The 14825-nt window shown below is 69.1% G+C and carries 17 protein-coding genes; 11 read left to right on the forward strand and 6 right to left on the reverse strand.

Annotation, left to right across the window (positions count from 1 at the left end; genetic code table 11):
- Positions 1–49: 49 nt before the first annotated feature.
- The 4 genes from VGN45_RS00535 to tyrS all read right to left on the reverse strand — a co-directional run bounded on the left by VGN45_RS00535 (position 50) and on the right by tyrS (position 3655).
- Positions 50–586: a polymer-forming cytoskeletal protein gene (locus VGN45_RS00535; RefSeq protein WP_327458245.1), complete on the reverse strand. Its 537-nt coding sequence runs from the start codon at positions 584–586 to the stop codon at positions 50–52.
- Positions 576–1721: a peptidoglycan DD-metalloendopeptidase family protein gene (locus tag VGN45_RS00540; RefSeq protein WP_327458246.1), complete on the reverse strand. Its 1146-nt coding sequence runs from the start codon at positions 1719–1721 to the stop codon at positions 576–578. The genes VGN45_RS00535 and VGN45_RS00540 overlap by 11 nt, the downstream gene beginning before the upstream one ends.
- A gap of 197 nt (positions 1722–1918) precedes the next feature.
- Positions 1919–2386 carry a peroxiredoxin gene (locus tag VGN45_RS00545; RefSeq protein ID WP_327458247.1) on the reverse strand — a complete coding sequence of 156 codons (468 nt, stop codon included), beginning with the start codon at positions 2384–2386 and terminating at the stop codon, positions 1919–1921.
- 12 nt (positions 2387–2398) lie between these two features.
- Positions 2399–3655, reverse strand: coding sequence for a tyrosine--tRNA ligase (gene tyrS / locus VGN45_RS00550; protein ID WP_327458248.1), 1257 nt, complete (start codon positions 3653–3655; stop codon positions 2399–2401).
- Between the two features lie 203 nt (positions 3656–3858).
- Between tyrS and VGN45_RS00555 the strand changes: the two genes are divergently transcribed.
- Positions 3859–4395: a DOMON-like domain-containing protein gene (locus VGN45_RS00555; protein ID WP_327458249.1), complete on the forward strand. Its 537-nt coding sequence runs from the start codon at positions 3859–3861 to the stop codon at positions 4393–4395.
- Complete coding sequence (locus VGN45_RS00560) at positions 4392–5591, forward strand: DUF1343 domain-containing protein (RefSeq protein WP_327458250.1); 1200 nt, start codon at positions 4392–4394, stop codon at positions 5589–5591. The genes VGN45_RS00555 and VGN45_RS00560 overlap by 4 nt, the downstream gene beginning before the upstream one ends.
- 76 nt (positions 5592–5667) lie before the next feature.
- Here the strand turns inward: VGN45_RS00560 and VGN45_RS00565 are convergent, their stop codons facing one another.
- Complete coding sequence (locus VGN45_RS00565) at positions 5668–6318, reverse strand: alpha/beta hydrolase (protein ID WP_327458251.1); 651 nt, start codon at positions 6316–6318, stop codon at positions 5668–5670.
- A 151-nt stretch (positions 6319–6469) separates the two neighbouring features.
- On the opposite strand from VGN45_RS00565, the gene VGN45_RS00570 reads away from it, so the two are divergent.
- Genes VGN45_RS00570 through VGN45_RS00610 form a run of 9 tightly spaced genes read left to right on the forward strand, consistent with a single transcriptional unit; the run spans position 6470 to position 13914 of the window.
- The gene (locus VGN45_RS00570; RefSeq protein ID WP_327458252.1) at positions 6470–6949 is read left to right on the forward strand and encodes an Rrf2 family transcriptional regulator; all 480 of its coding nucleotides are present in this window, start codon (positions 6470–6472) and stop codon (positions 6947–6949) included.
- Positions 6946–8088, forward strand: coding sequence for a cysteine desulfurase family protein (locus tag VGN45_RS00575; protein ID WP_327458253.1), 1143 nt, complete (start codon positions 6946–6948; stop codon positions 8086–8088). Before VGN45_RS00570 ends, VGN45_RS00575 begins: the two co-directional genes overlap by 4 nt.
- On the forward strand, positions 8088–9554 hold the full coding sequence (gene sufB / locus VGN45_RS00580; RefSeq protein WP_327458254.1) for a Fe-S cluster assembly protein SufB: 1467 nt from the start codon (positions 8088–8090) through the stop codon (positions 9552–9554). The genes VGN45_RS00575 and sufB overlap by 1 nt, the downstream gene beginning before the upstream one ends.
- A complete protein-coding gene (locus VGN45_RS00585; protein WP_327458255.1) occupies positions 9551–10156 on the forward strand; it encodes a hypothetical protein in 606 nt (201 codons plus the stop codon). Before sufB ends, VGN45_RS00585 begins: the two co-directional genes overlap by 4 nt.
- Complete coding sequence (gene sufC / locus VGN45_RS00590; protein WP_327458256.1) at positions 10157–10906, forward strand: Fe-S cluster assembly ATPase SufC; 750 nt, start codon at positions 10157–10159, stop codon at positions 10904–10906.
- Complete coding sequence (gene sufD / locus VGN45_RS00595; protein ID WP_327458257.1) at positions 10903–11928, forward strand: Fe-S cluster assembly protein SufD; 1026 nt, start codon at positions 10903–10905, stop codon at positions 11926–11928. The genes sufC and sufD overlap by 4 nt, the downstream gene beginning before the upstream one ends.
- Complete coding sequence (locus VGN45_RS00600; RefSeq protein ID WP_327458258.1) at positions 11907–13145, forward strand: cysteine desulfurase; 1239 nt, start codon at positions 11907–11909, stop codon at positions 13143–13145. Before sufD ends, VGN45_RS00600 begins: the two co-directional genes overlap by 22 nt.
- Positions 13142–13528, forward strand: coding sequence for an SUF system Fe-S cluster assembly protein (locus VGN45_RS00605; protein ID WP_327458259.1), 387 nt, complete (start codon positions 13142–13144; stop codon positions 13526–13528). The genes VGN45_RS00600 and VGN45_RS00605 overlap by 4 nt, the downstream gene beginning before the upstream one ends.
- Positions 13528–13914 (forward strand): iron-sulfur cluster assembly accessory protein, encoded by a 387-nt coding sequence (locus VGN45_RS00610; RefSeq protein WP_327458260.1) that lies wholly within the window; start codon positions 13528–13530, stop codon positions 13912–13914. The genes VGN45_RS00605 and VGN45_RS00610 overlap by 1 nt, the downstream gene beginning before the upstream one ends.
- 85 nt (positions 13915–13999) lie before the next feature.
- On the opposite strand, the gene VGN45_RS00615 is transcribed toward VGN45_RS00610, so the two are convergent.
- Positions 14000–14785, reverse strand: coding sequence for a 1-acyl-sn-glycerol-3-phosphate acyltransferase (locus tag VGN45_RS00615; protein ID WP_327458313.1), 786 nt, complete (start codon positions 14783–14785; stop codon positions 14000–14002).
- Positions 14786–14825: the final 40 nt, after the last annotated feature.

The following is a 14825-nucleotide window of genomic DNA, read 5'->3' on the forward strand; positions in this document are numbered from 1 at the left end:
CACCGATCCACCTCCCCATCGCCGAAGGCGACGGGGAGGAGACAGGACGTCAGTTCGACATCGAGATCGTCTGGGTCGCCGGCTGGACCGGCGCGGGCGCGGCGGCCGGGGCCGGCTTGGGCGTCGGGGCGGCGTCGCGGCGGCCCTGGATGCAGCGGCCCTGGAAATAGGCGCCGACGTCGATCGACAGCTGCTCGGCGGTGATGTCGCCGTCGACGTAGGCGGTGGACACCAGCTTGACCTGCTTGCCGCTCACGGCGCCCTGAACGCGACCGCGGATTTCGACGTACTCGGCCGAGACGCCGCCCTCGATCGCGCCGGTCTCACCCACGATCAGGCGGCCGACGCGCACGTCGCCCTTGATCTGGCCGTCGATCTGCAGGTCGCCGCCGCCCGAGACATTGCCCTCGAAGTTGAGGTCGGCCGACAGCGTCGAAAGACCGCGGCCGGGGCTGACGGGGGAAGGCGACGCCGCAGTCGACGGCTGGGCCGCGCGCGGGGCGGCCGGCGCCGGAATGTCGGGCAGGGGCGGGATGGCGGTGGATTTGGGGTCGGCCGGGGAGGGCGACTTGGCTTTATTGAACAAGATGATCTCCAGCTCTCATGAAGCGGGCGGGGTTCTGGGCCCGGCCATCCATCCACACCTCATAGTGCAGATGCACGCCGGTGGAGCGGCCTGTGGTGCCCATGGATCCGATCCGTGTGCCCACGGCCACCCGCTGCCCCACCCGCACGGATGTGGCGTTCAGATGGGCATAGCGCGTCTTGAAACCGCGACCATGGTCTATCTCGACGGTGTTGCCATAGCCTGAACGGACGCCGACGAAAGACACGATTCCGGGAGCGGTCGATGCGATCGGCGCATTCAAAGGCCCGGCGAAGTCCTGACCCTGGTGATAGGCGGGGCGGGCGTTGAACGGATCGAAGCGCAGGCCGAAGCCGGAGGTGACGCGCGCGTCGGTCGGGCGGGCGAAGGGCAGGGAGGCCGAGACGGCGGTCAGCGTCCGCATGTCGGACAGGTCGCTGGAGGCGTTCAGAATGCGCGCGGCGAAGGGTTCGTCGACGTCCAGGATGGCCGCCAGGGCGCGGGGGTCGTCGGCGGTGACCAGCGGCCCGCCCAGGCCGGCCCCGCCCGCCGCATAGGCGGCGGGGTTCAGCCCGGCCAGGCGGAAGGCCAGCCGCAGCCGCTCCGCCCGGCCCTGGGCCAAACGCTCGGCCCTGTCGATCAGGGTCTCCTGATCCATGCGCACGCCCACGATGCGCTGGGTCGGCGTCAGGGGCGCGCCGGGGTCCGACACCGTCGGGGTCAGCAGTTCGTCCGCGCCTTCCACGCCCTGGAACATGGTCATGACCTGGGTCAGGGCGACGTGACGCCGCTCGACCATGTGGGCCAGTTCCTCCAGCGAGCCCGACGTCGCCGTCATCCGCACCACGGCGGTGTCCAGTCGCGCGCGCAGGTCGGCGTTGGTGCGCTCGGCCACCGCCCGGGCGCGGTTCATGGCCTGGTCCGCTTGGGTCTGGGTCAGCAGGTCGAGCGTGAAACCGGTCGACGCCACCACCGTCCAAGCCGCCAGCAGGCCGGCGCCGGCTGTCCCCATCACTTGGTGCCAGGGTTTCAGAGCCACCGCCCGGACGTCGTCGCCGGTGCGCAGATAGAGGTAGCGGACCGGAAATCTCCGCTGGAACCAGGATGGCTTCTTGGCCTCGTCGTCGTCGGTCATACGCAACGCCCCCACGTCGGTCTGGGGTTATGCACGGCGGTCTGACCGGCATTCAAGGGCGTTCACGCAATCTTAACCACGTTGACAGGCATTCACGCGAATAACGTCGGTCTGTGAGGTCTATATTCGCCTGTCAGGCGTATTCCAAAACTGACCTTTGGGAAGACTTCACTTGAACCGTCCACAGACGAATCTGGTCAAAGGCCGCGCGTGGCCTCCAGAACGTCCTGCGCATGGTCCTTCACCTTCACCGACCGCCAGATGCGGCGCACCGTGCCCCCGGCGTCGATCAAAAAGGTCGACCGCTCGATCCCCATGTAGGTCCGGCCATACATGGACTTTTCGACCCAGACTCCGAAGGCCTCGGTCACGCCGCCGGCCTCGTCGGACCCCAGGATGACCTTCAGGTCGTGCTTGGCCTTGAAGCGGTCAAGCGCCTTCACAGGATCGCGCGACACGCCGATCACCTGCGCGCCCGCCGCCGCGAAGTCCTCGATCAGGGCCGAGAAATCCTTGGCCTCATTGGTGCAGCCAGGGGTGTCGGCCTTGGGGTAGAAGAACACCACGGTCGCCTGTCCGGCCCCGTCGGTCAGTGTGAAGCGCCCGCCGCCGTCGGTCGGCAGGTCCACGGCGGGGGCCTTCATGCCCTCGGTGATGTCGGTCATTCTTCTTTCCCCTCAGATCGGGCGGACCAGCACGATCTTCTTCTTGCCCGCCGCCAGTTTCAGCACGCCGTCGGCATTTAGGTCGCCGGCGCCGATCAGGGCAGCCCCGTCCGCCACGCTCGCGTCGTTCAGCCGCAGACCGCCGCCCTGGGCCAGGCGGCGCGCCTCGCCGTTGGACTGGGTCAGCCCGGCCTTCGTCGCCACCGCGGCGATCATGGCGCCGATCACCTCGTCGCGCGGCAGATCGACGGTGGGCAGGTCGACCGACAGCCGCCCCTGCTCGAACGCGCCCTCGGCCGCGCCGCGCGCCTTGGCGGCCGCGTCCGCGCCGTGCAGCATCGTCGTGGCCTCGTCCGCCAGCACCTTCTTGGCGTCGTTGATCTCCGCGCCCTGAAGCGCCTCGAGCCGCGCGACCTCGTCCAGCGACAGGTCTGTGAACAGGCGCAGGAACCGGCCGACGTCGGCGTCGTCCACATTCCGCCAGAACTGCCAGTAGTCGTACGGCGACAGCTGGTCGGCGTTCAGCCAGACCGCGCCCTGGGCGGTCTTGCCCATCTTGCCGCCGGACGCCGTGGTGAGGAGCGGCGTGGTCAGGCCGAAGGCGGCATTCTGGTCCACGCGCCGAACCAGATCGACGCCCGAGGTGATGTTCCCCCACTGGTCCGAGCCGCCCATCTGCAGCGTGACCCCGTGGCTGCGGTTCAGCTCCAGGAAGTCCACCGACTGCATCAGCATGTAGTTGAACTCCAGGAACGTCATCGGCTGTTCCCGTTCCAGCCGCAGCTTGACCGAGTCAAAGGCCAGCATGCGGTTGACCGTGAAATGCGTGCCGAAGTCCCGCAGGAACTGGACGTAGCCGTAGCCCGACAGCCAGGCGTCGTTGTCCAGCATGACGGCGTCGGTCGGGCCGTCGCCGAAGGTCAGGAACTTCTCGAAGACGGTGCGGATCGAGGCGATGTTCGCCTGGATCGTCTCGTCGGTCAGTTGGGGCCGGCTGGCGTCCTTGCCGGTCGGATCGCCGACCTTGGTCGTGCCGCCGCCCATCAGGACGATCGGACGGTGACCGGCCTGCTGCAGCCGGCGCAGCATCATGATCTGGATGAGGCTGCCGACGTGCAGCGACGGCGCCGTGGCGTCGAAGCCGATGTAGCCCGACACCACGCTGGCCCCGGCCACCGCGTCCAGCTCCGCCGGATGGGTGATCTGGTGGACGTAGCCGCGCGCCTGCAGCGTCTGGAGGAAGGCGGACTGGAAGGCGGGCTGGGTCATCGGGTCGTCTCTCATGCGGTCGAGGCGCATACCACGGGCGTCTGGACCGGCTTAAGCGGTGAGCGTGAGAGTCAGAAAAAAATTTCCATCATTTCCATCACGACCTTCCGCCCCCTAGTTCACCGCGCATCCTGACGAGGCGGTGCGACCAAATCGGTCGCAGGCGGCTTTGACGGGCGCGCGGCGCGTGGCAGTCAGGCGGGATGTTCGAGCCGACCGACAGTCCGACGATGCGGGAAGTCCGGCTGAAGCCGTATCCGGCCTCGCCCGAGAACCCGATCGACGCCCTGACGGTCCTGTTCGAGCGCGATGGGCCGGTCCTGTGGTTGCGGTTCGTCGCCGAGGGTCAGATGCCCGGGGTGTTGTGGCCGGGCCCCGCCGAGCCGGGCCGCGCCGACGACCTGTGGCGGCACAGCTGCTTCGAGGCGTTCGTTCAGGCCGACGACGGCTATGTGGAGTACAATCTCTCGCCGTCCGGGCAGTGGGCAAGCTATCGGTTCGACTCGCCGCGTCAGGGCATGCGCCGTGCGCTGGAGGTGGCGACGCCCGGCGAGCTGGATCTGGCCTGGGACATGCTGGCGCTGGAGACAAGCATCGAACTGCCGGTCGGGGCGACCCGGATGGGGCTTTCCGCCGTCATCGAGGCCATCGACGGCACCTTCTCCTATTGGGCGCTCGCCCATCCGTCGGATAAGCCCGACTTCCACCATCCCGACTCCTTCGTTCTGGAGCTTCCATGAAGTTCGGCATCGACCGTCTGCTCGCCGATCCCGCCCTGCTGGCCGAACTGAAGGGGCGGCGGGTGGCGCTGCTGGCGCATCCGGCGTCGGTGACGGCGGACCTGACCCATTCCATCGACGCCCTGATCGCGGCGGGCGTGCGGATCAGCGCCGCTTTCGGCCCGCAGCACGGGATGAAGGGCGACCTGCAGGACAATATGATGGAGTCGCCGGACGAGACCGATCCGGTCCACGGCTTTCCCGTGTTCAGCCTGTACGGCGAGGTGCGGCGGCCGACGGGGCAGATGCTGTCGACGTTCGACGTCATCCTGGTGGACCTGCAGGACCTGGGGTGCCGCATCTACACCTTCGTGACGACGCTGCTCTATGTGCTGGAGGCGGCGGCGGAGACGGGCAAGACCGTCTGGGTGCTGGACCGGCCCAATCCGGCGGGGCGGCCGGTCGAGGGGCTGACGCTGAGGCCCGGCTTCGAGAGCTTCGTCGGCGCGGGACCCATGCCGATGCGCCACGGCCTGACGATGGGCGAGATGGGCCGCTGGTTCATCGACCACTTCCGGCTCGATGTGGATTATCGCGTGATCGAGATGGAGGGCTATGACCCCGAGACTGCGCCGGGTTTCGGCTGGCCGCTGGGTCAGAGGGAGTGGATCAACCCCAGCCCGAACGCGCCGAACCTGTCGATGGCGCGCTGTTACGCGGGCACCGTCATGCTGGAGGGGGCCACCCTGTCGGAGGGACGGGGCACGACGAGGCCGCTGGAGCTGTTCGGGGCCCCGGACATCGACGCGCGGGCGGTGACCGCAGAGATGCAGCGACTCGCGCCGGACTGGCTGGGCGGGTGCGTGCTGCGCGACATGTGGTTCCAGCCGACCTTCCACAAGCACGTCGGCCAGCTGTGCTCGGGCGTGCAGATCCACGTCGAGGGGCCGCACTATGGCCACCACGCCTTCCGGCCGTGGCGGGTGCAGGCGCTGGGGTTCAAGGCGGTCCGGCGGCTCTATCCGGACTACGATCTGTGGCGCGACTTCCCGTACGAATACGCCTTCGACCGCCTGCCGATCGACACGATCAACGGCGGGCCGGGTCTGCGCGAATGGGTCGACGACGCGGCGGCGACGCCGGGCGATCTGGACGCCGTCACCCGGCCGGACGAGGCGGCGTGGGAGGAGGCGCGGCGGGCGTCGCTGCTGTACTGACGTCGCTGCACTTCATTGGACATTCGAATGGACATCCGCCGCACATCGCGTGCGCGGATGTCCATGAAGTCCAGGGTCAGGCCGGATTCTCTTCCAGGCGCTTGTCGAGATAGGCGCCGACGCGGCGGTCCACGGCGTCGATGTGGTCCTGCCAGAAGTGGCTGGCGCCTTCCTCCAGCTCATAGTCGATGACGATGCCCTTCTGGGTACGCAGCTTGTTGACCACGCGCTCCACCTCGACCGGGGGCACCACGGTGTCGTTCGTCCCGTGCAGGAACAGGCCGGACGCCGGGCAGGGGGCCAGGAAGCTGAAGTCGTACATGTTGGACGGCGGCGAGACGGAGATGAAGCCGTCCGTCTCGGGACGCCGCATCAGCAGCTGCATGCCGATGTACGCCCCGAATTGATAGCCGGCGACCCAGGTCTGGCTGGCGGCGGGGTTCTGGGCCTGGAGCCAGTCCAGGGCGGTGGCCGCGTCGGCCAGTTCGCCGATGCCGCTGTCGAACTCGCCCTGCGACTTGCCGACGCCGCGGCTGTTGTAGCGCAAGGTGGCGAAGCCGCGCTTCACGAACAGCTGGTACAGGGTCACCGCCACCGGGTTGTTCATGTGCCCGCCGGCCTTGGGGTGCGGGTGCAGGATCAGGGCGATCGGGGCGTTGGGGCGCTTGCCCGGCGAATAGCGGCCCTCGATGCGGCCCGAGGCGCCGGGCAGGATGACTTCAGGCATCGGTTTCCCGTCTCAAACGTCGTTTCAGGCCGCTGAAATACTTGACCGTGTCAGTAGGACTTTCTAAGTCCCGCATACGGCGCGCGGCCCTCTCAAGGGCGCGGGTTCTAGCACAGAGCCCCGCGAATGCGCGTGATTTTTGAGGACCCCCATGCGCCTGTCGACCAAGGGACGCTACGCCGTCATGGCGATGGCCGATCTGGCCCGGAACGGCCGCGCTCCGGCCGGCGAAAGCCGCGCCGTGTCGCTGGCCGAAATCGCCGCGCGGCAGGAGATTTCGCTCAGCTATCTGGAGCAGCTGTTCGCCCGCCTGCGCAAGGCCGGGCTGGTGCGCAGCGTGCGCGGACCCGGCGGCGGCTATCGCCTGGCGCGGACGGCGGCGGAGACGGCGGTGGCCGACATCGTCCTGGCCGTCGACGAGCCGATCCGGGCGGTGCGCTGCTCCGCTCCGGCCTCGCCGCGCGGCTGCATGGCGTCGGGCGAGCGCTGCATCACCCACCACCTGTGGGAGGACCTGGGCGCCGAGATCCATGCCTATCTGTCGGCCGTGTCGCTGGAGGACGTGGTCATGAAGCGCACCGGCGCGCGTCGCCGCGCGGCCCCGGCGCTGGCCGAAGGGGTGGCGGCATGACCGCGAAGACCCCCGTCTATCTGGACTACAACGCCTCCGGCCTCGTTCGCCCGGAAGTCCAGGACGTCATGGCCAAGGCGCTGGCCGACAACGGCAATCCGTCGGCGGTGCATGCGGCAGGTCGCCGGGCGCGGGCGCGGATCGAGACGGCGCGGGCCCAAGTCGCCGATCTGGTCGGGGCCGATCCGACGGCGGTGGTCTTCTCGTCCGGCGGCACGGAATCGAACGCCCAGGCGATCGCCGCCGCGCTGGCGGCCGGGTGCGAGCGGCTGATCGTCTCGGCCACCGAGCACCCCTGCGTGGCGGAGGCCGCGACGGCGTCGGGCAAGCCGGTGAAGATGCTGCCGGTCGACCGCGACGGCGTCGTCGACCTGAAGAAGCTGCAGTCGCTGCTAGCCCTGCCGGGCAAGGCGGTGGTGGCGATCCATCACGCCAACAACGAGAGCGGCGCGATCCAGCCGATAGCCGAGGCGGCGAAGCTGGTGAAGGCGGCGGGCGGCTGGCTGCACGTCGACGCCATCCAGTCGGCGGGCAAGATCGCGGTCGACCTGCGGGCGCTGGGCGCAGACTCCCTGACCCTGTCGGCGCACAAGCTGGGCGGGCCGCAGGGCGTGGGGGCCCTGGTGCTGAAGGAAGGCCGCGAGGCCGTGCGCATCCTGCATGGCGCGGGCCAGGAGCGCGGCCTGCGCGCGGGCACCGAGAACGTGCCGGGCATCGCCGGCTTCGGCGTCGCCGCAGACTGCGCCGCGCGCGACCTGCCGCTGGCCGAGGCGCACCGAGCCTGGCGCGACGCCGCCCAGGCCCGGGTCAAGGCCACCGGCGCCGTCATCATCGCCGAGGGCGCGCCGCGCCTGCCCAACACCCTGTTCATGGCCGCGCCCGGCTGGGACAGCCCGCAGCAGCTGATCACCCTGGACCTGATGGGCGTGATGGTGTCGGGCGGCAGCGCCTGCTCGTCGGGAAAGATCAAGCCGTCGCGGGCCATTCTGGCGACCGGCCGCACCTCGCTGGCCACCAACGGCATCCGCATCTCCGGCGGCTGGGGCACGACCGAGGCCGACTGGGTCCGCTTCGCCGACGCCTGGCTGGAGGCGTGGGCAAAGCGTCAGGCCCGGGCCAGACAGGCGGAGGTCGCCTGATGGCCGCGGTCAAGGAAACCGTCGACGCGGTCGCGGAGCTGGAACGCTACAAATACGGATTCACCAGCGACGTCGACACCGAGTTCGCGCCCAAGGGCCTGAACGCCGACATCGTGCGCTTCATCTCGGAGAAGAAGGGCGAGCCCCAGTGGATGCTGGAATGGCGTCTGGCCGCCTTCGAGCGCTGGCAGGCGATGGAGGAGCCGACGTGGGCGGCGGTGAAGTACGAGCCCGTCGACTATCAGGACCTGCATTACTACGCGGCGCCGAAGCGGAAGGAGGGGCCCAAGAGCCTCGACGAGGTCGATCCGGAGCTGCTGGAGATCTATCGCAAGCTGGGCATCCCGCTGAAGGAGCAGGAGGTGCTGGCGGGCGTGCAGGGCGCGCCGCGCGTGGCGGTGGACGCGGTGTTCGACAGCGTCAGCGTGGTGACGACCTTCAAGGCCGAGCTGACCAAGGCGGGCGTGATCTTCATGCCCATTTCCGAGGCCTTGCGCGAGCATCCTGAGCTGGTGCGGCAATACCTCGGCACCGTCGTGCCGGTCAGCGACAACTATTTCGCGGCGCTGAACAGCGCGGTCTTCAGCGACGGATCGTTCGTCTACATCCCGCCGGGCGTGCGCTGCCCGATGGAGCTGTCGACCTATTTCCGCATCAACGCCAGCCAGACGGGCCAGTTCGAGCGGACCCTGATCATCGCCGACAAGGGCAGCTACGTTTCCTATCTGGAGGGTTGCACCGCCCCGATGCGCGACGAGAACCAGCTGCATGCCGCAGTGGTCGAACTGGTCGCGCTGGACGACGCCGAGATCAAATATTCGACGGTCCAGAACTGGTACCCCGGCGACGCCGAGGGCAAGGGCGGCATCTACAACTTCGTCACCAAGCGCGCCGACTGCCGGGGCGACCGGTCGAAGGTGTCGTGGACTCAGGTGGAGACGGGCAGCGCCGTCACCTGGAAATATCCGTCCTGCCTGCTGAAGGGCGAGGAGAGCTCGGGCGAGTTCTATTCCATCGCCATCACCAACGGCCGGCAACAGGCCGACACCGGCACCAAGATGGTGCACCTGGGCAAGAACTCGAAGTCGCGCATCATCGCCAAGGCGGTGTCGGCGGGGCGGTCGGATTCGACCTATCGCGGCCTGGTGTCGGTGCACCCGAAGGCGACGGGCGTGCGCAACTTCACCCAGTGCGACAGCCTGCTGATCGGCAAGGAGTGCGGGTCGCACACCATCCCCTACATCGAGGCCCGCAACGGCTCGGCCCAGCTGGAGCACGAGGCGACCACGACGCGGCTGTCGGAGGACCAGCTGTTCTACGCCCAGCAGCGCGGCCTGTCGGAGGAGGAGGCGGTGGCCCTGCTGGTCAACGGCTTCGTCCGCGACGTGCTGCAGGAACTGCCGATGGAGTTCGCCGTCGAGGCGCAGAAGCTGGTGGCGATCAGTCTGGAAGGCTCGGTCGGATGAGCGTCGACAGCGCCCTGATCGTCCGCCGCGATGCCGTGCCCGGCACGGCGGAACTGGCCGCCGCCGTCAAGGAACTGACCGGCGTCGACGTCGCCCTTCATCCCGGCTTCGATCTGATCCGCTGGGACGGGGGCTGGGTCCCCGTCACCGTGGACGGCGAGGAAAGCGGGTTCGATTACTATCCCAGCCCAATCGCCGACGAACCCGAGCTGCCCGCGGGGGCCGGCGAGCATGGCGATCACGCGCTCTTCTTCGTGGGACGGGGTGCCCTGTCCACCGAGACGGCCTCCCTGCTGCAGCGCGTGCTCGCCGCCCGGTGGGGCGCCGTCGGCCTGATCGGGGGAGAGATCGTCCCTGTCGAGGAAATGGCGCGGGAGTCGACGCCTTCGCCCGATCTCGATCCCGACCTGGCCGCCACCATGACTGGTTCGCCCGCCGATCGGGCCGCCGCGATCGAGCGCTACGTCGCCAAACACTATCCGCCGACCGAGCCGCCGAAGCGCGACCGGTTCCGTGAATGGCTCAGGCGCGACCACACGCCCGAGATCATCGGCGTCGTCCTCGGCGCCCTCCTGCTCATCTTCCTGATCGTGACCCGCTGAATGCTCTCCATCTCCAACCTCCACGTCTCCGTCGGCGACAAGCCGATCCTCAACGGGCTGACGCTCGACGTCCCGGCGGGCGAGGTGCACGCCGTCATGGGGCCGAACGGGGCGGGCAAGTCGACGCTGGGCTACGCCCTGACCGGCCGCCCCGGCTATGAGGCGACGGCCGGATCGGCGTCGTGGAACGGCGAGGACCTGCTGGCGCTGGACCCCGCCGAGCGTGCGGCCAAGGGCGTCTTCCTGTCGTTCCAGTATCCGCTGGAGATCCCCGGCGTGCCGGCCATGACCTTCATCCGCACGGCGCTGAACGCCCAGAAGCGCGCGCGCGGCGAGGCCGAGGTGTCGGCGCCGGACTTCCTGAAGCTGGTCCGCGCGGCGTCGACCCGGCTGAAGATGAATTTCGACATGCTGAAGCGGCCGCTGAACGTCGGCTTCTCCGGCGGCGAGAAGAAGCGGATGGAGATCCTGCAGATGGCCCTGCTGGAGCCTTCGCTGCTGATCCTGGACGAGACGGATTCGGGCCTGGACATCGACGCCCTGCGCATCGTCGCCGACGGCGTGAACGCCCTGCGCGCGCCCGAGCGGTCGATGCTGGTGATCACCCACTATCAGCGCCTGCTCGACTACATCAAACCCGATCGGGTGCACGTGCTGGCCGCCGGCCGCATCGTCGCCTCGGGCGGGCCTGAGCTGGCGCTGCAGCTCGAAGCCGAGGGCTACGACAAATACGCGGCGGAGGCGGCGTGACGGCGTCCCTGCTCGACCTTCGCGATCCGTCGTCATTCCCGTCGCGGCGCGTCGAGGCGTGGAAATACACGGACGTGCGCCGCCTGCTGCGCGAGACGCCGCCGACATCGCCGGGCGCCGACGTGGCGCCGGGCGGGCCGTTCGCGGCGCTGGGCGGCGAAGAGCTGGCCTTCGTCAACGGCCGCTGCGACGGCTTCCCCGGCATCATCGCCGAGGGGCAGGGCGAAGAGCCGATGCGCCTGCGCTTCGTCTCGACCGCCGACGGCGCCGGGCATCAGCCCGAGGTGGCGATCGAGGTGACGGCCGGGTCGCGGCTGGTCCTGCTGGAGAGCCACGAGGGGCGTGCCTCCGGATACGTCGCCAACACGCGGCTGAAGATTTCCGTCGGCGAAGGCGCCTCCCTGACTCGCGTCGTGTTGGGCGAGGACGCGGCGGACGCCCTGGCCTTCGTGCGCGCCGAGGTGACGCTGTCTGCCGGCGCGACGTTCGAGCAGGTCACCGCGACGTCCGGCGCCAAGCTCCAGAGGTTCGAGACCCACGTCGGCCATCCGGGGCAGGGCGCCTCCGTCCGCATGGACGGGCTCTACGCCCTGTCCGACGCCCGCCACGCCGACCTGACCAGCGTGGTGACCCACGCCGGCCTCGACGGCCAGACCAGCCAGCTGGTCAAGGGCGTGGTCCACGACACGGCGCGCGGGGTGTTCCAGGGCAAGATCGTGGTCGAGAGAGGGGCCGACGGCACCGACGCGCGGATGGCGCACAACGCCCTGATCCTGTCCGAGCGCGGCGAGGTCGACGCCAAGCCGGAGCTGATCATCTATGCCGACGACGTGCAGTGCGCGCACGGGAACACCGTCGGCGCGCTGGACGAGAGCGCCCTGTTCTACATGCAGCAGCGCGGCATTCCGGCCGACGAGGCGAGGGCGCTTCTGACCCAGGCCTTCCTGTTCGAGGTCGTCGACCGGATCGGCCACGAGGGCGCGCGCGAGGTGGTGCGGGAATGGCTGACGGCACGACTGTGACCCCCTTCGACGTTCAGGCCGTCCGCGCCCAGTTCCCGATCCTGTCGCGGCAGGTGAACGGGCAGCCGCTGGTCTATCTGGACTCCGCCGCCAGCGCGCAGAAGCCGCGCGCGGTGATCGACGCCATGACGCGGGCGATGGAGGGCAGCTACGCCAACGTCCATCGCGGCCTGCACACCCTGGCCAACGAGACGACGGAGGCCTTCGAGGCCGCGCGCGAAAGCGTGGCGCGGTTCGTGGGGGCCGAGGCGCCGGAGCGCGTGGTCTTCACCAAAGGCGGGACCGAGGCGATCAATCTGGTGGCGGCGGGGCTTGGCCAGTCCATCCGTCCGGGCGACGAGATCGTCGTCAGCCAGATGGAGCACCACTCCAACATCGTGCCGTGGCACCTGCTGCGCGAGCGGCACGGCGCGGTGCTGAAGTGGATCCCGGTGCGCGACGACGGCAGTCTGGACATGGCCGCCTATGCCGACCTGCTGGGGCCGAAGACGCGGATGGTCGCGGTGACCCACATGTCCAACGTGCTGGGCACGGTGAACCCGGTCGCCGAGATCACGCGGCTGGCGCACGTGGCGGGGGCGCAGGTGCTGATCGACGGCTGCCAGGGCGCCGTGCACTGCGCGCCGGACGTGGCCGCCATCGGCTGCGACTTCTACGTACTGACCGGCCACAAGCTGTTCGGCCCCACCGGCATCGGCGCCCTGATCGGGACCGAGGCCGCGCTGGAGGCCCTGCCGCCTTTCCAGGGCGGGGGCGAGATGATCGAGACGGTCACGCAGGACCGTGTCGCCTATGCCCGGCCGCCGCACCGGTTCGAGGCGGGAACGCCGCCGATCCTGGAGGCCATCGGTCTGGGCGCGGCGATCGAGTGGTACGCCGGCTTCGATCCCGCCGCCGTGCGGGCGCATGAGGCGGCGCTGATGGACCGGGTGAGGGAGCGCCTGTCGGGCGTGAACTGGCTGACCGAGATCGGCACGGCGCCGGGCAAGGGCTCGATCTTCGCCTTCACGGTGGAGGGCGCCCATGCCCACGACGTGGCCCAGGTCATGGACCGCTACGGCGTGGCGATCCGCGCCGGCCTGCACTGCGCCGAGCCGCTGGCGCAGCGTTTCGGGCTGACGTCGAGCGGACGGGCCAGCTTCGCCCTATATAACACTCTGGAGGAGGCCGACGCCTTCGCCGACGCCCTGATCAAGGCCCGAGATTTCTTCGTATGACCGCCCCGATCTCCGACAACGCCGACTTCGCCGCCGCCTGGGACGAGCCGCAGAAAAGCGCCCTGTCGCAGGACGAGATCGCGCGCCTGACCGACGACATCGTGGCGGCGCTGAAGACCGTGTTCGATCCGGAAATCCCGGTCGACGTCTATGAGCTGGGCCTGATCTACAAGGTCGACCTGTCCGACGACCGCGACGTCGACATCGAGATGACGCTGACCGCCCCCGGCTGCCCCGTCGCCGGCGAGATGCCCGGCTGGATCGAGGATGCGGTGGCCAAGGTGGAGGGCGTGAAGTCGGCCCGGGCCAATCTGGTGTTCGACCCGCCTTGGGACCCGTCGCGCATGAGCGACGAGGCCAAGCTGCAGCTGAACATGTTCTGATGATCGAACCCGTCGTCACCCCCGCCCCGCGCAGGCCGCGCCCCTCGGTCGTCACCCTGACGCCCGCGGCCGCCGACCGCGTGCGTGACCTGCTGGCCGCCAATCCGGACAAGATCGGGCTGAAGATCGGCATCAAGAACGGCGGCTGCGCTGGTCAGGAGTACGTCTTCAGTCTGACGGACGTGGCGGGCCCGTTCGACGAGGCGGTCGATTTCGACGGCGCGCGCGTGGTCATCGACGGCAAGGCGATCCTGTACCTGATCGGCACCGAGATCGACTGGGAGGTCACGCCGCTGGCCTCCAAATTCGTGTTCCGAAATCCGAACCAGACCGACGCCTGCGGCTGCGGCGAGAGCGTCACGATCACGCCGGCGGCGGCCGGCTGAGGCTCTCGGCCACCGTCGATCGACGCTCATTGGCGACTTTCGCCGTTTTGATGATCCCCTTGGCGAGGTTGGACCGAATCCTTGGTCAGTTTGTCGTCGGGATCGGTCGACGATTCCGGAGCTCGTCCGGCGTCGGGACCTGAACAGCAGGCGTTACCGGGCTGCCCGTGGCTTCAGAGACCAGATCGGCGGTCCGATTCTCGATCGCCGCCTCCAGCCGGGCCATGAACTCGTCCTTGGGCAGGCCCGTCGGGATGGGGTCGAGGAACTCGACCGTCGCCGTGCCCGGCTTCTTCTCGAAGGCCTCCTGCGGCCAGAACAGGCCGAGATTGGTGGCGACCGGCACCACCGGCATGTCGAAGTCGCGGTACATGTGCCAGACGCCCGAGCGGTAGCGGAATTTCTCGCCCACCTTCGCCAGATTGCCCTCGGGGTAGATCAGGATTTTCCGGCCCTCGCGGTGCGCGTCGGCCCCGCGCTGCTTCAGGGAATTCCGCGCTTCGCGGCCACCGCAGTTGTCGACGACGATCGCCCCCAGCTTGCGCAGCACCGTCGCCATCAGCGGAAATTTCTCCAGATGGTCGCCGGTGACGAAGGCCAGGTCGTCGAACTGGTCGTAGACGCAGAAGCCGTCGCCCCAGCTCTGGTGCTTGGCGGCGATGATGAAGGCGCCGTCCGGCAGGCGTTCCCGGCCGCGAACGTCCACCCGGATGCCGGCCAGGATGCGCATCGCCTGAACCATTCGACGGACGTAGCGTCGGATGATCCAGCCGGTGGCCGCGCGCCCGGGCAACAGGGCGGCGGCGACGGCCATGAGGGTATAGGCGATCGACAGCGACCAGTAGGCGGCGGCGAAAGCCAGGCTGCGGATCATGGGGCGATCATGCTGGGGGTCGTGGCGGCTTCAAGGC

This window comes from Brevundimonas sp. (assembly GCF_035999125.1).
Classification (GTDB): domain Bacteria; phylum Pseudomonadota; class Alphaproteobacteria; order Caulobacterales; family Caulobacteraceae; genus Brevundimonas.